The organism is Escherichia albertii, from assembly GCF_028622335.1.
In the GTDB taxonomy this organism is placed as follows: domain Bacteria; phylum Pseudomonadota; class Gammaproteobacteria; order Enterobacterales; family Enterobacteriaceae; genus Escherichia; species Escherichia albertii.
In genome coordinates this window covers 2,304,561-2,321,480 of sequence record NZ_CP117568.1, presented here as the reverse complement: position 1 = coordinate 2,321,480, position 16,920 = coordinate 2,304,561, and the positions used below count along the sequence as shown (strand labels likewise).

The following is a 16,920-nucleotide window of genomic DNA, read 5'->3' as shown; positions in this document are numbered from 1 at the left end:
CAATTTTTGATTTAAGGCAGTTAAAGTTGTATTGGTGGTAGCAGCAATTTCATATGGAATTGTTGATTTATACCGCTATGTTATTTTTCTGATATGGCAAAATAGGACGATTGTTGAAACAGGGAGTAAAACTCGTGTTGGATAAACTGCGTTCCCGCATTGTGCATTTGGGACCATCTCTGTTGAGTGTACCGGTAAAACTGACGCCCTTTGCGCTTAAACGCCAGGTTCTTGAGCAAGTTTTAAGCTGGCAATTCCGCCAGGCGCTGGACGATGGCGAGCTGGAGTTCCTTGAAGGTCGTTGGTTAAGTATTCATGTGCGTGATATTGACCTGCAATGGTACACCTCGGTGGTGAACGGCAAACTGGTCGTCAGCCAGAACGCACAAGCTGATGTGAGTTTTAGTGCCGATGCCAGCGATCTGCTGATGATTGCAGCGCGTAAACAGGATCCAGATACACTCTTCTTCCAGCGCCGGCTGGTGATCGAGGGTGATACGGAGCTGGGGTTATATGTGAAAAACCTGATGGACGCCATTGAACTGGAGCAAATGCCGAAAGCGTTACGTATGATGCTACTGCAACTGGCAGATTTTGTTGAGGCGGGAATGAAAACCACGCCTGAAACCAAACAGACATCGGTAGGTGAACCATGCTAATTCGAGTAGAAATTCCCATTGATGCGCCGGGTATTGATGCCCTGCTGCGTCGTTCATTCGAAAGCGATGCGGAAGCAAAGCTGGTTCACGATCTGCGTGAAGATGGCTTTCTGACGCTGGGACTGGTAGCGACGGATGATGAAGGTCAGGTCATTGGCTATGTGGCATTTAGTCCGGTTGATGTGCAGGGCGAAGACCTGCAATGGGTCGGTATGGCGCCACTGGCGGTAGATGAAAAATACCGCGGGCAAGGGCTGGCGCGTCAACTGGTCTATGAAGGACTCGATTCGCTTAATGAGTTCGGCTATGCCGCAGTGGTGACGCTGGGCGATCCGGCGCTGTACAGTCGTTTTGGCTTTGAACTGGCGGCGCATCACGATCTGCGTTGCCGCTGGCCGGGCACTGAAAGCGCCTTCCTGGTACATCGTTTAGCGGATGATGCGCTGAATGGCGTAACCGGCCTGGTTGAGTATCACGATCACTTCAATCGCTTTTAATCTCCGGGGTTTGTAGACGGTTTAACAGCTCTGCAAACCCTGTTCCTTCTGCGACCAGACGCTCTTTCTGCCGTTTGGTCAGTTGTTTGACGCGATATTCCGCCCGTAGCGCCAGCGAACGGTCGCCAACCAGTGCGGAAAACGCCAGTGTCAGTTCTCCTTTCCCGCGCAGTGCTTTTGCTCCTTTACCGCTTTGATGCTGCTGATAGCGGCGTTCAACATCCGTGGTTATCCCGGTATAAAGCTTATTGTCAGCGGTGCGGATCAAGTAAAGGAACCAGGGTGTCATTGTATGCATCACATGTTAAGTTCAGACAACAGTATAAAAGAGAACAGAAATGGAAACACTCACCGCCATCAGCCGTTGGCTGGCAAAACAACATGTTGTTACCTGGTGCGTGCAGCAGGACGGGGAACTCTGGTGCGCTAATGCCTTTTATCTTTTTGATGCGCAGAAAGTCGCATTCTACATTCTGACAGAAGAAAAAACGCGTCATGCGCAGATGAGCGGCCCACAAGCTCATGTTGCCGGAACGGTAAATGGTCAGCCGAAAACGGTGGCATTAATCCGTGGCGTGCAGTTTAAAGGGGAGATTCGTCGACTGGAAGGCGAAGAAGGCGACTTCGCGCGTCAGGCGTATAATCGTCGCTTTCCGGTTGCCAGAATGCTGTTAGCTCCAGTTTGGGAAATCCGCCTCGATGAAATCAAATTCACCGACAACACACTGGGTTTTGGTAAAAAACTGGTTTGGCAACGGTAACCTATAGTTAAACATGAGTGTACATACAGGGCTGGAGGCAATATGAGTCAGGTTTTAATTACAGGCGCAACGGGGCTGGTGGGCGGTCATCTGCTGCGTATGTTGATTAACGAACCGAAAGTTAATGCTATTGCCGCGCCGACCAGACGCCCGCTGGCAGATATGCCAGGAGTCTATAACCCACACGATCCGCAATTAACCGATGCGCTGGCGCAAGTCACCGATCCGATCGACATTGTGTTTTGTTGTCTCGGTACCACGCGGCGGGAGGCAGGTAGCAAAGAGGCGTTTATTCATGCCGATTACACGCTGGTGGTGGACACCGCCTTAACCGGGCGACGACTGGGCGCGCAGCATATGCTGGTGGTCAGCGCCATGGGGGCAAATGCCCATTCGCCGTTTTTCTATAACCGCGTCAAAGGGGAGATGGAAGAAGCGTTAATTGCCCAGAACTGGCCGAAGCTGACCATTGCCCGTCCGTCGATGTTGCTGGGAGATCGCAGCAAGCAGCGGATGAACGAAACTTTATTTGCGCCGTTGTTCCGTTTGCTGCCAGGTAACTGGAAATCCATTGATGCGAGAGACGTGGCGCGGGTGATGCTGGCAGAGGCGATGCGGCCCGAGCATGAAGGCGTGACTATTTTAACTTCTTCAGAATTACGCAAAAGAGCTGAATAAATTGATAGTGAGCATCATATTTACGCCTTCAGGGGAGCAGGTGTGATTGTCGGCAGTCTGGCGCTGTTATTCTGACCTGAAGAAAAACATGTCGGATGCGGCTTGAACGCCTTATTCGACCTGTGGTTGGCGCCGTTGTAGGCCTGATAAGACGCGGCAAGCGTCGCATCAGGCAACGGCAGCCGGATACGGCGTGAACGCCTTATCCGACCTGTGGTTGGCGCCGTTGTAGGCCTGATAAGACGTGGTAAGCGTCTTATCAGGCATGATAAGGAGGGTTATTTAATAAACGTAAACGCCGTGGTTACCCGCTTCACGCCGCTCACCCGGCTGGCAATATCGGCCGCCGCTTTTGCTTCGCGTTCAGTCACCAGCCCCATCAGGAACACTTCGCCGTTTTCGGTGGTGACTTTCACGTTAGACGATTTCACCAGGTCGCTGGCCAACAGTTGCGAACGCACTTTGGTGGTGATCCAGGTATCGTTAGAAGCTTCGCCCAGACCAATTGGTTGACCCTGGCGGATCTCGTTATACACTTCGGTTGCGCCGTCTACGCCCATGGCAATCTGTTTCGCACGAGCCGAAAGCTCAGAGTTTGGCGACTGCCCAACCAGCAGAACTTTACCCTGATACGCCGTGACATTAATGCGCGCTTCTTTCTTAATCTGTTCGTCCTTCGACAATGCGCGGTTAACGCGCACTTCCAGGGTACCGTCGTCCACCTGAGTGCCGACACTGCGAGGATCGGTCGCTGCTTTGGTGCCGACAGCAGCAGTACCTACCACAGCGGCAGCAACGCACCCTTGCAATAGCAGCGCGGAAATAAGGACTGCGATTGGCGAAAATGCCTTCATGTGTTCTCCTTAATCATCCTGGTGAGGGAAAAGCGTGTTATCGATCAGATCGCACAGGCAATTTACCGTCAGCATATGCATTTCCTGAATGCGAGCGCTACGATGCGAGGGAATGCGGATTTCCACGTCCTGTGGCCCTAACAGCCCCGCCAGTTCACCGCCGTCATAGCCGGTTAGTGCCACAATGGTCATATCACGTGTAACGGCAGCTTCAACAGCTTTAACAATATCGCGACTATTACCACGAGTAGAAATGGCTAGCAGCACATCACCCGCATGTCCCAGCGCCCGAACTTGTTTTGCATACACTTCATCATGTAAGCGATCGTTGGCAATCGCCGTTAAGACAACATTATCCGTATTTAGTGCAATGGCGGGTAAGCTAGGTCGCTCCGTTTCGAAGCGGTTGATCATGCTGGCAGCAAAATGCTGTGCGTTGGCAGCGGAGGTTCCATTACCACAACAGAGAATTTTGTTGCCATTGAGCAGAGACTGAACCAGCGTCATGGCTGCACGGGAGATCGCATCCGGTAGTGCCTCTGCCGCCGCAATTTGAGTTTGAATGCTTTCAGTGAAGCAAGCTTTGATTCTTTCTTGCACGCTAATCCTTAAACCTTAATTATGAGTGGTCATTAAAGGCGTCCTTAATCCACTCAACTTCATTCCCGGTGAAGGCTAACACATCGAACCGACAATCCACAGTATCAAAACTCCCATTATGACGCGCGAGCCACAAGCGGGCAGTCTGTAATAATTTGTGTTGTTTGCTACGGGTCACACTGGCAGCCGCGCCGCCGTAGAAAGCAGAGCGGCGATAACGCACCTCGACAAAAACGATTGTCTGGCCTTCACGCATTATCAGATCAATTTCGCCGCCACGCTCATTCACGTTGGCGGCGACAAACCGCAGTCCATTGCCTTCCAGCCAGCGACGCGCGGAGGATTCCCACGCATCACCGGTCTGCTTAGTCGTTAACTGGCGGGAACTACCTGACCCTGTTGGTACTGTAGCCATGATAACTTCCTGTTAATCACGCAATCCGGGCTAGCCGTCAGGCTTCCGGTATTACCGTTGATTTCAAAACCCTGAACCTGGCGCATTTGCGAGAAATGATTTGCCAGTGACCAGGCATCGACGCCCATTGCATACATCCGAGCCAGCGAATAGTCATTGTTCACGGCACTGAGCGCCTGCTGCATTAATGGCAGATTGTTACCCGCCAGCATGGGGATTTCACTGTACTGCAAGCCTTCCATTTCCAGACGGAAATCCGGGCCTGCGGTGCCTTGCGCGCTACGAGAACTGGCGTATAACGTTGCGCCGCTCTGGCTACCGTTACGCATGGCGATCATCGGCTTGATAAAGGCGATCTCGCTCGGTGTCGCGACGATATACACCGCGTCCACTCGACCGCCGTTATTGGTGAATTGATCACTGGTTGGTGTGGTTTGCAGTGACGGATTACTTGTTGTTCCTGTATCAGCGGAGGTGCTGGTGGCAATTGGACTACCTGTTAAAGCGATACCAGAACCGCCGTTAACACCCGCGCGTAATTCGCTGGTGGATCCAAATTTTTGTTGCAGAACGGTGCCGCCGCCCAGTTTCTGCCACTCTTGTGCAAACGCATTTGCCACGCGATCGCCCAGTGAACTCCGCGGGATCAGCACCAGCGGCGCTTGTTTGCCCTGGTCATGAATATGGCGCGCTGCATCGCGGGCTTCATCTTCCGGCGACAGCGCGAAGTAACAGATATTAGCGCGGTTTTCGACATTTTCCGGCTGATTCAGCGCCAGCACGTTCAGCGGAGTGTTGCTCTTCAGCAACTCTTCAACGTTATTTTTCAGCAGCGGACCGACCACAATGCTTGCGCCATCCTGCTGAACCTGATTGAGGATCTGGCTAAGCGGTTGTGATGAGGTATCGTAGATTTTCAGTTCTGCAGACGGATTCGCTGGCGCGCTTATTGCCGCAGTGGTTGCCGACGGAGCGCTAACTGGCGCGGGTTGGGGCGTAGTTTCTTCACCCGTCAGATCGCTAACTGAAGCTTGCGCCGGGCTGGCAACGCCATCCACGGTTTGCGGCTGAGGTTGTTCTGCTACGTCCGTGGCAGGCGCAGCGGCTACCTGAGCCGCGACAGGCTGAGTACCAAGATTTTTCGCCGCTTCAAAGCCTTGCTGAATAGTGCGACCAAATACCGCGGCCTGACCATTCAACGGCAATAGCAGGGCGATTTTATTGGTTGACGCAGGTTTAAACGCTTTTACGTTTACCAACTGTGTTGGCAACATTTTCGCGCCCGGGTTGTTCGGATAACGTTTCTGCCAGTCGGCAATGCCGGCTTTCATCATGTCGGGATCGTTACGGTTATCAAACCAGACACGCTGTAGATCCAGCCAGCCTTGCAGGATATTTTCATCGGCATTGATCACCAGCGTGTTCGCTTGATCCTGGGTCATGGAGGAGAGTGCCTGCCATGTGGCGTCGATATTCTGCTGTTTTTCTTTCGCGCCGAGCAGTGGTTCCTGAGCAATTAACGCGCGCAGTAAATCAAGGGAAGGACGGCCCTGGCTGGCGTCGATTTTCGCCTGCCAGTAGCGGGCCTGCTGGTTTTGTTCTAAATCGGCAGGTGTGATTTTCGCCAGCAAGGTTTGCGCGCCAGTAAAATCTTTCTGCGCCAGTTTAATTTCTACGGCCAGCAATGACTGCTCGCGACGCTGGGTATCGTTCAGTTCTTGCGGTAGTTGGTTGAACAACTCCACCGCCTGTCCGGTTTTACCTTCTTTCACCAGTGCACGAATGGCAAGTAATTGCCAGTTGATCCTGGTATCATCAGAGCTTTGCTGCATCTGTTGCAGGTAAAAGGCAGAATCTGCCTGTGCCGTCCCCTGCATATAGGCAGTGGACTGATCGGGGGTATGGGTGCCACAACCGGCGAAAATCAGGGCTGCCAAAACAACAGGCAGACAACGCGCGGCTTTCAAACGAGAAAATGTTGAGGGTACCATAGTGTATCCAGTGATATTTTTTTTACGCAATGCTCAATATTAAATCGGCAATACGGACGACACAATGAAACAACACCAATCAGCGGATAATTCTCAGGGCCAGCTTTACATTGTACCGACACCGATCGGCAATCTGGCGGATATCACCCAGCGTGCGCTGGAGGTGTTACAGGCCGTTGATCTGATTGCCGCCGAAGATACACGCCATACCGGTTTACTGCTGCAACATTTTGGTATCAACGCCCGGTTGTTCGCCTTGCACGACCATAACGAACAGCAGAAAGCTGAAACGTTACTGGCTAAGCTGCAAGAAGGGCAAAACATTGCGCTGGTTTCTGATGCCGGAACGCCGCTGATTAATGATCCGGGCTATCATCTGGTACGCACCTGCCGTGAAGCGGGTATTCGCGTGGTGCCGCTACCTGGACCGTGTGCTGCCATCACTGCATTAAGCGCCGCGGGTTTGCCATCAGATCGCTTTTGTTATGAAGGTTTCCTGCCTGCCAAATCGAAAGGTCGCCGTGATGCGCTAAAAGCCATTGAAGCGGAACCGCGCACGCTGATTTTTTATGAATCGACCCACCGTCTGTTAGATAGCCTGGAAGATATCGTCGCGGTATTAGGCGAGTCCCGCTACGTGGTGCTGGCGCGTGAGCTAACCAAAACCTGGGAAACCATTCATGGCGCGCCCGTTGGCGAGCTGCTGGCGTGGGTGAAAGAAGATGAAAACCGTCGCAAAGGCGAAATGGTGCTGATTGTCGAAGGCCATAAAGCACAGGAAGAAGACTTACCCGCCGATGCCCTGCGTACGCTGGCGCTGTTACAGGCCGAGCTTCCGCTGAAAAAAGCGGCGGCTCTGGCAGCAGAAATTCACGGCGTGAAGAAAAACGCGCTGTATAAGTATGCGCTGGAGCAGCAAGGGGAGTGATTATAGGCGTCGCAGCAGGAATAGCGCTGCAACGCCTGTAGCAGGCGAGTTAACGACGACACATCTCATCAATCAAACACGTGAAATGGCTATGCAGCCATAAAAACGAAGCCGGGATAGCGGTGGAGACTTTAGCTGTGAGAAAACGTTCTGTCGCATCCTGCTTTTCTTCGCCTGTCACCAGCAGCAAAACTTCGCGGGCATTGAGAATATCCTTCAGCCCTAAGGTGATCCCCTGAGTCACCGGGTGGTCAGCGGTTTTTAACATTTCATGTTGCTGTGTTCTGGCATCGAGTTGGCTGATATGGCAGGTCGGTTGCAGGCTTTCTCCCGGTTCGTTCAGCCCCAGATGAGCGTTTTTCCCCAGACCGAGTACGCATAAATCCAGCCCGCCTTTACGTGCAATCAGGTTCGTCACCCGTTCACACTCGGTCTCATCAATATCTTCGGAGCGAAAGCTGATGAGCTGATCTTCACGTAGCCCCAGCGGCTGCACGATATGCTGTTGAAGGAAAGTTTCGCAGGTGCCAGGCATCGTTAATGGCAGGCCTACCCATTCATCGAGCTTCACAAAGGTGAGATGGCTGATATCAACGCGCTGCTGGTGGATTTTTTCTACCAGATATCGATAAGTCAGTAATGGCGTGGCTCCGGTTGCCAGGCAAATCACGGCATTCGGGTTGCTACAGATCACGTCCAATAAATATTCGCTGGCGAGTTCACTTAACGCCGTATAGTTTTCCACTTGCTGAAGGGGTTGCACAGGATGAAATTCCTTAAGTAAGGAGGCACCGTCAGACGCGATGCCTCGTTCCATTTACAAAATGCCGAATGCGGAACAAACGATGGAAAGCACAAACGTTACGCCGATTAACAGTACTGGATGCGCTTTTTTCACCCGCAGTAAGTAGTACATCAACAGGGTGTAAGCCATCGGTAAAATATTCGGGAAGACTTTATCGAAGAAATCCTGTTGCAGCGCGACGCTGTGGGTACTGTCGATGGCAAACGATGTCACCACGTTAATATGCACATACGAAGCGATCAGCCCGCCGATTACCGTGATCCCGAGGATGGTTGCCGAACGAGCAATCATCTGCGAGTTCTCTCGCACTTTATCAATAGCCTTCACGCCGACTGAATAACCGACGTGGGTCCAGCCGACGCGCAGGAAAAAGATAAGCAGGTAAACGGCGAAAAATAGAATCGGCCCCAGCAGGTTTCCCTGGCTGGCAAATGATGAGCAAATTCCCGCCATAATCGGCAACAAGGTAAACCAGAAAATCGCATCGCCAATCCCGGCGATTGGGCCAAACAGCGCTACTTTCAGACCTTTAATGGTGTCGCGGTTTTCCCCTTTTTCCTCCATTGAAATTAATAACCCCATCAGGAATCCGACCAGATTCGGGTGGGTGTTAATAAATTCCAGATTATCTTTCATCGCCGCGCTTAAGCCCGGTTTGTCGTCCTTATAGATCTTTTTCAGGAGCGGCAACATCGCCCAGGTAAAGCCGCCCGCCTGCATCCTTTCGTAGTTAAAGCTCGCTTGCAGCAGCGATGAACGAAAGCCCAGACGGGTGATATCTTTTTTACTGATTTCAGATCCCATTGCTGTAGTCCTCTTCTTCATTTTTACTGGCAACGGGCTGCGGTTGCACTTGTTGCCGGGATTTCGCGTTGAAAAACTCATACACGGCAAAGCCTGCGCCCAGTACGGCAACAGGTAACAAATTGCTGACCTGGATGTAGCAAACAAACAGGAAACCGGCGATCAGATAAGGGATGTATTGCGCTTTGAACATCACGCGCAGCAGCAGACCAAAACCGACGGCAGGTAAAATACCGCCAGCCACTTCAAAGCCGTGAGTCAACCAGGCCGGCATTGCTTTCACCAGTGCCTGCATCGCGCCTTGCGCCAGGTAAGTACAGAGAAACGCAATCACCGCATACGAAGAGGCAACAATCAGCATCGTTATCCAGTTAAGTCGGGTAAACGCTGCTGTATCCGCCTCTTTCGCGTATTTATCGGCTTTGCTCATAAATAATGAGAATGCCGAATAGAAGAACAGAATGACGTATTGCATTAACAGACTAAACGGCAGACCAAGACCAATTGCCGTTTTGGCATCGACGCCCGTAGACCACGCAATGACGGTGGTCATCAGACCCGCCATAATCGGGTTGGGCGGTTGAACGCCGCCGGCAGGGGTTAACCCGGCGAAAGCCAGTTCTGTCAGACCGCCGGTAATTAAACCTGTCTGAATATCACCAAGAATAGCGCCAGTAAGAGTACAAACGATTATCGGTCGGAATAAAAATAAGGCTTCCAGCCAAAAATCAATCCCCAGAAAGAAAACTAACGCCGCCAGGGAGAGCCCCTGAAGAAGAGTTATTTCATGCATTTTTATTACCTCAAACGAATATTAAGGCGATGGCGACGTTAGTCAGGAATTTGCTCTTTTTGAGAGCCAGGGACGTCCTGAATAAAAACATTCACGCCGCGTCGTTTAATAAAACGTAAATCAGTGAGATCCTGCTCATCGACATAAACTTTACTGCTGATTTGTGTTTTCCCTTCCGAGAAATGCATATTGCCGACGTTGACATCTTTCAGATCAAGACCGCCTTCTATCAGTTTACGTACCGTCTGCGGCGTACGACAAATCAGGAATATTTTCTGATGCGGCGCAGCTTTGCCGATGACGTTAATGGTTTTTTCAATAGTAAAAAAACGAATGCCAAAGCCGTAGGTTTCCGCGGTAATACCCATCAGTTTCTGTTGAATATCATCGTTAGCGACAACATCGTCTACAACCACCAGCAGATTCGCACCGATGGTGGATGTCCAGGTCACGCCAACCTGGCCGTGAACCAGACGGTTATCAATACGGGTTAAGAGAATATTTGGACTGCTCATTTTTAATCCTCGCCATAAAAATTGATTATATAGATTTTTTAAATATATTATCGTTGTGGCATTGTACGGATGTATTTATTAAATTTAGCCATCTCCTTTACCATTAATGCACTACCCGATATTAATCGGGCAGCACCTGTGAATAAATATTATTAAATTAATGACTATGCTGAGATTCGATTCGCTGAACCACAGACATTAATTTTATTTCTGACAACCTCTTTCATCGCATCCATGCCGACGCGCATATAATAGCGAGGATCATTACCCTGCGGATTTTCTGCAAACCAGGCTTTTACTGCGCCGGCGAAGGCTATTTTTAATTCTGTGGCAACGTTCACTTTTGTGACGCCAAGTTCAATCGTACGACGGACAAATTCGTCCGGGACATCGCTGGCACCGTGCAGCACCAGAGGAACGTCCACCACTTCACGAATTTCCGCCAGTCGCTGGAAATCAATCTTCGGCGTTTTACTGTACAGACCATGTGCCGTACCAATCGCCACTGCCAGGCTATCGACGCCAGTCAGTTCAACAAAGCGTTTCGCTTCTTGTGGGTCGGTCAGGTATGCGCTTTCAGCATCAACATGCATATCATCTTCCACGCCGCCCAGTCGTCCCAGCTCCGCTTCTACGCTGCAATCCTGCGAGTGGCAGAAATCGACAACCGATTTCACCAGCTTCACGTTCTCGGCAAACGGGAAGTGACTGCCGTCGATCATTGCGCTGCGCACGCCTGCGTGGACTTTACGGCGAATATCATCCAGCGATTCGTGGTGGTCGAGATGCAGCGCCAGCGGCATGTTGTAGGTTGTGGAATAGGCGCTACACAGGGCGTAGATCTCTTCCAGCGCAATATGTTTAAAGGTCCCCGGCGTTCCGGCGAGGATCACCGGCGATCGCATTTCACTGCACACTTCGAGGATCGCCTGGATAGTCTCGGCATTATGGATGTTAAATGCAGGCACCGCGTAACCATTGGCCTGGGCGTCCTGTAACAGATATTTAGTGGAGATAATGCTCATAATGCGATCCTTTTATGCCTGCCACGGATGAATAATGACGCCTTGCACCACGCGGTTTACGGTGCCACTGGCTGATGGGGAATCCGGTGTATTGCCCATATGTAGCGACTGCATCAGTGCAAACGTCTGGGCGTACATCAGGAAGCAAAATGCTTGCTCAACGTCGATAAAGTGACGGGAGGGCGGCAGGATAATATGTGGGCCAGCAGCGATAACGTCGTTGCTTTCCGCGGCGATGGCGATTACGCGCATCGCCTGGTTATCGCGGCGGAGTTCTGCCAGCAGATCAAGATCATACTGACGGGTGTAAGGGTGGCTGGAGACAAACACCACCACCAGTGTTTCACCATCGACCAGTGATTTTGGGCCATGACGGAATCCGGTTGGGGAATCATAAAAGGCTGCCAGCTTACCCGCCGTCAGTTCCAGTACCTTCAGCGCCGACTCGCGTGCCGCGCCCTGTAAGCCACCGCTGCCGAGATAAACGACCCGTTTCCACGGCGCGTAACCAAACACGCCTTCGCTGAAATCGCCCAGAGAGGTCAGGATCGTCTGGCAACGATCCGCCACGTCGCGGAAGGTCTGGCTGTTGATCATCTCAGGTGCGAAAACCGCGAGGCAGCTGGTCATCATGGTGGTAATACTGCTGGTCATCGCAAAGCCGCGATCGTGCGTCTCTGCGGGCATCAGCAGGGCAAATGCATTATTGCTGTTGATCGCGTTTTGATAGAGCGCGCCCGCTTCGTTGCAGGTGATCGGCAGGTGATAGCACTCCGGTACAAACTGATTCGCCAGTTCTACGGCGGCGACGCTTTCCGGGCTGTTGCCAGAACGGCCAAAGGAGATAAGCAACAATGGATGGGCTGGATTCAGGTAATCCATTGGATTGGTAACCAGATCGGTGGTCGGTACGGCGCTGAAGTTTTTGCCAGTATGGCTGGCAAGCCACGGTGCGATGATGTCGCCGATAAATGCCGAAGTTCCGGCGCCGGTCAGGATGATCCGCAGGTTCTCTTTGCGCAGTAATGGTTGAAGGAAGTTATCAATCGCGGAGCGTAACGCGTCAATGTTGACGAGAGAACGGATCCAGGCGCGAGGCTGTTGGCGGATTTCTTCTTCAGTCCATGTGCCGGTAGTTGCGACAGCAGGGGTGTAATTTTCTGGCATAACTCAATCCTTAGTCTGATGAACTGGACTTCAGGCGCAGTATCTTTCGCTTGCCTTTCGTTTCGTTTCATTTGATGGTTTCTTTCGTTTGTTAAAATCTATAGAAAAGGAATTGAAACTTCAATGTTTATAAAAGAAATAAAGTGAAATCTGTGATCGCTGAAAGAAAAGATAAGGGAAGGAAATAAGGAGAACATACAGAGAGCTGTACGTAAGATTGTGTAAGTGTCTGCTTTTGATGTGTTCAATCCAACATCAAAACCAGGTTGCGGTATGGTCGAAAAACAGTTGCAGGCTCTGGTTGTCGAACTTGTGCCAGTCTGTCGACGTTCTTCGCTTACCTGGCTGAGATTCGTAAAGTCGGTATTGTGATAGACGACACTATGAAAAAGACCGTGTGGTGGGCAATCCGGGCGGCCTCAGATGATTCCTCTGGTACAACCAAACCGGGCATCTTCAATGAACACCGATATATATCTCCTGATACTATAATGTCATCTTGCTGTCTTTATAATACGATTCCTTTATCAATAAATATTAAATGGGGAAAACCGATATACTTGCAGTAATGTCTGTCAGTGTTAAATAATAACTATGTTGGTGGTTGTTTATTTGGATGGTTGGGGTGTAAAAAGAGGGCGCTTTAGCGCTTCAGAAAAGGCCAGCCAGATAAAACGACCAGATATTGATAACCAACCTTTTTGGGGCTCTATAAATAAGGGGAGATGATGAAGAAAGTTCTGAAGCCGTTTTTTCTAATATCTGCATTGCTATTGGCATTTGTGCCTTTGGCTCACTCAAGTGAAAATGGTATACATATGTTGATTACATCTCAGAGTGCATTCGATTATCAACAGACCAGGGAACGTCTGATCAAAGCAATTTCAGATAACGGACTGGTCTTATTTGGCGAATTTGATCATGCAAAGGCAGCTCATGGTGCCGGGCTTACAATGCCTCCCACGACTGTTCTGGTATTTGGTAACCCCAGAGCGGGAACGCCCTTGATGATAGCTCACCCGGAACTTGCGCTGGATTTACCTTTCCGCGTTCTCATCAGCCAGCGCCCTGATGGACAGGTGAATGTCAGCTATCATTCGGCAGAAGAGCTCAAACGTTATGGTCTTGATATGGATTCAGTACACGTGTTGAAAAAACTGGAGCAATTCGTCCAGAAAAACATTCAGCCATAAAGACGAGTAGTTCCGGTTTCCTGAAAGCGTACAGAATTCTGTGTTACGTTAAAAGGTCTACAACGCCACCACAGTATTCAGTTGTCTTTCAAAATAAATGGTTAACTGCGACAATGTTAAATCCCACTGCTGGATTAGCATTGTCCATTTTTTTCTGCATATTCATCAGCGACAGATAATAAAGCAACTTTAACAGATTGTTTCTATTCGTTTCCAATGAAACAACTCAGGAAATCATCTCACAGGCAATTCCGAATAAATTAAATGATAAAATTTAAATAACGGGGCGTTGGTGCGTAAAAAGAAAAAATACTTTGTTACGATTTTATTTCGTGCTGGGATACATGCACAATATCATCGCTTTTGTTGATTACTCACGAATGATTTACGCCATGATGGCTTTATTTTGCTTATTTTCACTGATTCAGGACGTAAATTCCTTGCGGAAAGTCCGGGTTGGCCCCGTCGCAAGTGGCTCATGTATCAGGTTCTGTTCTGACCAACGATAGCTCCCCTGCAGATCTATCAAACACATCTGGCTTCAGTGAAGCGACCTTCAGTAACCGCCGATGCACTCGTCTTCATTATCCTTATACATCACACCTTCAAGTATTCGCATTTTCCCCGGAACCAGTAACCTGTCGCTCCTTCTTTATCTTCCACATACCTCCATGAACTCATTGCTACTTACCACCAGGTATTCCTTCTGGTGGGCGATGAAAGATTTCATCCCGATCCGCACCTTTAATATTTTGTGTAACAAAATGAATGATTTTTAAAATTGTGTAATGAGTGTTGGCATGTTGTTGGATTTAGTTATGATTTCAATGCATTATGTAACTACAGGAGTTATTTATGAAAAAAACACTGGCTGGCGTTTTAATCTTTCTATCTTCTGCTGCATATGCAGATATCAATTTGTATGGGCCTGGTGGCCCACATACAGCGTTGCTGGATGCCGCTAATCTTTACACCAGGAAAACCGGTGTTACGGTAAATGTTCATTACGGGCCACAGAAGAAGTGGAATGAAGAAGCCAGACAAAACGCTGATATTCTGTTTGGTGCTTCCGAGCAGTCTGCTTTGGCTATCGTCCGTGATCATAAAGACAGATTCAGCGAAAAGGATATTCAACCTCTTTACCTGCGTAAAAGTATTTTACTGGTAAAGAAAGGCAATCCTAAAAACATTCAAGGGATTGACGATCTGACCAGACCTGGTATTGGTATTATCGTCAATGATGGTGGCGGAACCAGTAATACATCTGGCACCGGTGTTTGGGAAGATATTGCCGGGCGTAAGGGGAATATTGAAACCATAGCCGGTATTCGCAAGAATATTATTCTGTATGCGCCCAACAGTGGAACAGCACGTAAAGCGCTGGAAAATCAGCCAGATGCTGATGTCTGGATAACCTGGGCTGACTGGGCAGCCAGTAACCCCGGTATCGGTGATGTGGTAGAGATAGCGCCGGATTATGTTATCTGGCGTGATATGAATATTGCCGTACGCCAGGATGCGGATGCTGAAACCCGCCAGTTTGCTGCATGGCTGCATTCTGATGAAGCAGCACCAGCATTCGAAAAATATGGCTGGGTCAAAAAGGGCACCCCATAAATATAAAGACAGGGAGTGTTATAAATTCCAACACTCCCAAATTTACAATACTCCTGAAGCTAATTGGCCCTGAATCCAGACTTGTTGCACATGCAATCCGCTATCCAGAGCGATAATGCTGGCGCGTTTCCCCGGTTTTAGCGATCCGAGAACATCATCCATACCCAGCATTCGCGCCGGATGTAGCGATGCCATATGAATCGCCTCTGCTGGCGTCACACCTGTCAACTCGACCATATTCCGTACCGCCGCATCGACAGACAGCGTGCTGCCCGCCAGTCCACCAGACGCGGTGCGTACAATACCGTCGTGCATCTGCACATCCTCACCGCATAATGTATAACGACCATCTGGCATCCCGGCGGCCTGCATCGCGTCGGTGATCAGTACGATCCTCTCTTTCGCACAGCAACAGCACAGCGACATCGCCGCTGGATGCACATGATGACCATCGGCAATCAGCTCCAGCCAGGCGTGTTTGTCCGTTAACCCCGCGCCAACCATTCCCGGTTCGCGGTGATGTAAACCTGTCATCCCGTTATAGCAATGCACCAGACCGTCTGCACCAGTGTCAAATGCGGCGCAAGTTTGTTGCCAGGTCGCCGCGCTATGCCCCAGCATCACCCGTACGTTTTGTTGTTTAAGATGGCGGATGGCCTGCAATGCCCCCGTTTTTTCTGGTGCCAGCGCTACCACGCGCAAGGTGTGCTGAGAAACGGCAATCAGTTGATCCAGTTCGGCAATCTCCAGCTCACGGAACAGCTCCGGCGGATGCGCGCCTTTATTCTGCGGCGTGAAGTACGGTCCTTCGAGATAACTCCCCAGCACCTGTGCGCCAGGCCCGCCGCGTTGGCAACGTTGTGCGATACGTTCCAGCGCCGTATGAATGTCATTGAGCGGCGCGGTTACGGTCGTCGGCAACCAACTGCCGACGCCTTCGAGCGCTTTGTGCATTGCCAGCTTGTCGAGCGCATCCGGCGCATCATCCATCACATCAACGCCCGCACCGCCGTGTACATGAGTATCGATATAAGCGGGGCAGAGCAGCTCCGCATCGCGTTCGGTTACACCTACGGGGATCGGTTCGATTGCCGCGATCACACCGTCAGCAATACGCAGCTGATGGTCATCGAGCCAGCCCTCTTCAGTCAGCAGCCTTCTGGCGCGCAGAACGTGCGTCATATTCCTTCCTCGACCGGGCATTCTTCATGGCAGCGACCTAACTCGTCCACCAGACTGGTCAGCCCACGGTGTCCGCACTCCAGCGCTTGTACACGGAATTCTTCACCGCTTAATCCTTCGCGTTCCAGCACCATTTCGAGTAACAGTTGTAAATTGGTGCCGGTGATCACTTCACTGCCCGGTTTTTGCATTGCCAGCGTTGAAGCCGCGCGAAACGGTGTGCCGCCCAACAAATCCGTCAGAAAAACAATGCCGTCTTCACAATCCAGTTGGGCGATGGCTTCTTCAAGCTGCGAAGTCAGTAATGCGGTACTTGAGGTTTCCGGGAAATCGATCGCGATAAACTGCGACTGCTCGCCGAGAATTTGCTTCATTGCTTTTTCCATGCCGCTGGCAAATCCGCCATGCCCTGTCAAAATAATACTTAACATCTATT

The 16,920-nt window shown here is 50.5% G+C and carries 20 protein-coding genes and 1 pseudogene; 7 read left to right on the top strand and 14 right to left on the bottom strand.

Annotated elements, in window-relative coordinates; all coding sequences use genetic code 11:
* The first annotated feature begins 134 nt into the window (after positions 1-134).
* Both ubiT and PS053_RS11230 read left to right on the top strand, forming a co-directional pair.
* Positions 135-659 (top strand): ubiquinone anaerobic biosynthesis accessory factor UbiT, encoded by a 525-nt coding sequence (gene ubiT, locus PS053_RS11235; RefSeq protein WP_010341736.1) that lies wholly within the window; start codon positions 135-137, stop codon positions 657-659.
* Positions 653-1,156, top strand: a complete 504-nt coding sequence (locus PS053_RS11230; RefSeq protein WP_000908549.1) for a GNAT family N-acetyltransferase — start codon at positions 653-655, stop codon at positions 1,154-1,156. The genes ubiT and PS053_RS11230 overlap by 7 nt, the downstream gene beginning before the upstream one ends.
* Here the strand turns inward: PS053_RS11230 and yhbQ are convergent.
* A complete protein-coding gene (gene yhbQ, locus PS053_RS11225) occupies positions 1,143-1,445 on the bottom strand; it encodes a DNA damage response exodeoxyribonuclease YhbQ (RefSeq protein ID WP_010338903.1) in 303 nt (100 codons plus the stop codon). The two genes, PS053_RS11230 and yhbQ, sit on opposite strands and share 14 nt — an antisense overlap.
* Positions 1,446-1,494: 49 nt before the next feature.
* Here yhbQ and PS053_RS11220 point away from each other — a divergent pair, with 49 nt between their 5' ends.
* A complete protein-coding gene (locus tag PS053_RS11220) occupies positions 1,495-1,917 on the top strand; it encodes a YhbP family protein (protein WP_256878805.1) in 423 nt (140 codons plus the stop codon).
* 42 nt (positions 1,918-1,959) lie between these two features.
* A complete protein-coding gene (locus PS053_RS11215; protein WP_000084523.1) occupies positions 1,960-2,595 on the top strand; it encodes an NAD(P)H-binding protein in 636 nt (211 codons plus the stop codon).
* Between the two features lie 278 nt (positions 2,596-2,873).
* Here PS053_RS11215 and dolP read toward each other — a convergent pair whose 3' ends face one another.
* From dolP to lpoA, 4 genes are read right to left on the bottom strand one after another with little or no spacing between them, the layout of a single operon-like run.
* Complete coding sequence (gene dolP, locus PS053_RS11210; protein ID WP_000643277.1) at positions 2,874-3,449, bottom strand: division/outer membrane stress-associated lipid-binding lipoprotein; 576 nt, start codon at positions 3,447-3,449, stop codon at positions 2,874-2,876.
* A 9-nt stretch (positions 3,450-3,458) separates the two neighbouring features.
* Complete coding sequence (diaA, locus tag PS053_RS11205) at positions 3,459-4,049, bottom strand: DnaA initiator-associating protein DiaA (protein WP_001158034.1); 591 nt, start codon at positions 4,047-4,049, stop codon at positions 3,459-3,461.
* A 19-nt stretch (positions 4,050-4,068) separates the two neighbouring features.
* Positions 4,069-4,464 (bottom strand): YraN family protein, encoded by a 396-nt coding sequence (locus PS053_RS11200; protein ID WP_059218172.1) that lies wholly within the window; start codon positions 4,462-4,464, stop codon positions 4,069-4,071.
* Positions 4,422-6,455 (bottom strand): penicillin-binding protein activator LpoA, encoded by a 2,034-nt coding sequence (lpoA, locus tag PS053_RS11195; RefSeq protein WP_113623096.1) that lies wholly within the window; start codon positions 6,453-6,455, stop codon positions 4,422-4,424. The genes PS053_RS11200 and lpoA overlap by 43 nt, the downstream gene beginning before the upstream one ends.
* 64 nt (positions 6,456-6,519) lie before the next feature.
* Here lpoA and rsmI point away from each other — a divergent pair, with 64 nt between their 5' ends.
* Positions 6,520-7,383: a 16S rRNA (cytidine(1402)-2'-O)-methyltransferase gene (rsmI, locus tag PS053_RS11190; RefSeq protein WP_000809263.1), complete on the top strand. Its 864-nt coding sequence runs from the start codon at positions 6,520-6,522 to the stop codon at positions 7,381-7,383.
* A 49-nt stretch (positions 7,384-7,432) separates the two neighbouring features.
* Here the strand turns inward: rsmI and PS053_RS11185 are convergent, their stop codons facing one another.
* From PS053_RS11185 to PS053_RS11160, 6 genes are all read right to left on the bottom strand, one after another.
* Entirely contained in the window at positions 7,433-8,200 is a 768-nt protein-coding gene (locus PS053_RS11185) for a galactosamine-6-phosphate isomerase (RefSeq protein WP_059277353.1), read from the bottom strand.
* Positions 8,201-8,992, bottom strand: coding sequence for a PTS galactosamine transporter subunit IID (agaD, locus tag PS053_RS11180; RefSeq protein WP_000534361.1), 792 nt, complete (start codon positions 8,990-8,992; stop codon positions 8,201-8,203).
* Positions 8,982-9,785 carry a PTS galactosamine transporter subunit IIC gene (agaC, locus tag PS053_RS11175; protein ID WP_000544468.1) on the bottom strand — a complete coding sequence of 268 codons (804 nt, stop codon included), beginning with the start codon at positions 9,783-9,785 and terminating at the stop codon, positions 8,982-8,984. Before agaC ends, agaD begins: the two co-directional genes overlap by 11 nt.
* Before the next feature lie 38 nt (positions 9,786-9,823).
* Entirely contained in the window at positions 9,824-10,300 is a 477-nt protein-coding gene (gene agaB, locus PS053_RS11170) for a PTS galactosamine transporter subunit IIB (RefSeq protein WP_054410515.1), read from the bottom strand.
* 164 nt (positions 10,301-10,464) lie between these two features.
* Positions 10,465-11,325, bottom strand: a complete 861-nt coding sequence (gene kbaY, locus PS053_RS11165) for a tagatose-bisphosphate aldolase subunit KbaY (protein WP_025238269.1) — start codon at positions 11,323-11,325, stop codon at positions 10,465-10,467.
* A gap of 12 nt (positions 11,326-11,337) precedes the next feature.
* Positions 11,338-12,492: an AgaS family sugar isomerase gene (locus tag PS053_RS11160; RefSeq protein WP_059235453.1), complete on the bottom strand. Its 1,155-nt coding sequence runs from the start codon at positions 12,490-12,492 to the stop codon at positions 11,338-11,340.
* A 728-nt stretch (positions 12,493-13,220) separates the two neighbouring features.
* Here PS053_RS11160 and PS053_RS11155 point away from each other — a divergent pair.
* On the top strand, positions 13,221-13,685 hold the full coding sequence (locus PS053_RS11155; RefSeq protein WP_059254036.1) for a DUF302 domain-containing protein: 465 nt from the start codon (positions 13,221-13,223) through the stop codon (positions 13,683-13,685).
* A gap of 57 nt (positions 13,686-13,742) precedes the next feature.
* Here the strand turns inward: PS053_RS11155 and PS053_RS23080 are convergent.
* Positions 13,743-13,893: pseudogene (locus PS053_RS23080) on the bottom strand (IS256 family transposase); the annotation flags it as partial.
* Between the two features lie 647 nt (positions 13,894-14,540).
* Here PS053_RS23080 and paa point away from each other — a divergent pair.
* Entirely contained in the window at positions 14,541-15,302 is a 762-nt protein-coding gene (gene paa, locus PS053_RS11150) for an AcfC family adhesin Paa (RefSeq protein ID WP_000751603.1), read from the top strand.
* Positions 15,303-15,344: 42 nt separating this feature from the next.
* On the opposite strand, the gene nagA is transcribed toward paa, so the two are convergent.
* Complete coding sequence (gene nagA / locus PS053_RS11145; RefSeq protein WP_256878806.1) at positions 15,345-16,484, bottom strand: N-acetylglucosamine-6-phosphate deacetylase; 1,140 nt, start codon at positions 16,482-16,484, stop codon at positions 15,345-15,347.
* Positions 16,481-16,915, bottom strand: coding sequence for a PTS galactosamine/N-acetylgalactosamine transporter subunit IIA (gene agaF / locus PS053_RS11140; protein ID WP_149451364.1), 435 nt, complete (start codon positions 16,913-16,915; stop codon positions 16,481-16,483). Before agaF ends, nagA begins: the two co-directional genes overlap by 4 nt.
* Positions 16,916-16,920: the final 5 nt, after the last annotated feature.

Bases quoted from the DNA above. Each gene is read 5' to 3' on its own strand.
- PS053_RS11230 (WP_000908549.1), top strand. From the start codon at position 653: ATGCTAATTCGAGTAGAAATTCCCATTGATGCGCCGGGTATTGATGCC.
- nagA (WP_256878806.1), bottom strand. From the start codon at position 16,484: ATGACGCACGTTCTGCGCGCCAGAAGGCTGCTGACTGAAGAGGGCTGG.
- paa (WP_000751603.1), top strand. From the start codon at position 14,541: ATGAAAAAAACACTGGCTGGCGTTTTAATCTTTCTATCTTCTGCTGCA.
- PS053_RS11200 (WP_059218172.1), bottom strand. From the start codon at position 4,464: ATGGCTACAGTACCAACAGGGTCAGGTAGTTCCCGCCAGTTAACGACT.
- kbaY (WP_025238269.1), bottom strand. From the start codon at position 11,325: ATGAGCATTATCTCCACTAAATATCTGTTACAGGACGCCCAGGCCAAT.
- agaB (WP_054410515.1), bottom strand. From the start codon at position 10,300: ATGAGCAGTCCAAATATTCTCTTAACCCGTATTGATAACCGTCTGGTT.
- PS053_RS11160 (WP_059235453.1), bottom strand. From the start codon at position 12,492: ATGCCAGAAAATTACACCCCTGCTGTCGCAACTACCGGCACATGGACT.
- rsmI (WP_000809263.1), top strand. From the start codon at position 6,520: ATGAAACAACACCAATCAGCGGATAATTCTCAGGGCCAGCTTTACATT.
- PS053_RS11155 (WP_059254036.1), top strand. From the start codon at position 13,221: ATGAAGAAAGTTCTGAAGCCGTTTTTTCTAATATCTGCATTGCTATTG.
- PS053_RS11215 (WP_000084523.1), top strand. From the start codon at position 1,960: ATGAGTCAGGTTTTAATTACAGGCGCAACGGGGCTGGTGGGCGGTCAT.
- agaD (WP_000534361.1), bottom strand. From the start codon at position 8,992: ATGGGATCTGAAATCAGTAAAAAAGATATCACCCGTCTGGGCTTTCGT.
- lpoA (WP_113623096.1), bottom strand. From the start codon at position 6,455: ATGGTACCCTCAACATTTTCTCGTTTGAAAGCCGCGCGTTGTCTGCCT.
- agaC (WP_000544468.1), bottom strand. From the start codon at position 9,785: ATGCATGAAATAACTCTTCTTCAGGGGCTCTCCCTGGCGGCGTTAGTT.
- PS053_RS11185 (WP_059277353.1), bottom strand. From the start codon at position 8,200: ATGGAACGAGGCATCGCGTCTGACGGTGCCTCCTTACTTAAGGAATTT.
- yhbQ (WP_010338903.1), bottom strand. From the start codon at position 1,445: ATGACACCCTGGTTCCTTTACTTGATCCGCACCGCTGACAATAAGCTT.
- dolP (WP_000643277.1), bottom strand. From the start codon at position 3,449: ATGAAGGCATTTTCGCCAATCGCAGTCCTTATTTCCGCGCTGCTATTG.
- agaF (WP_149451364.1), bottom strand. From the start codon at position 16,915: ATGTTAAGTATTATTTTGACAGGGCATGGCGGATTTGCCAGCGGCATG.
- PS053_RS11220 (WP_256878805.1), top strand. From the start codon at position 1,495: ATGGAAACACTCACCGCCATCAGCCGTTGGCTGGCAAAACAACATGTT.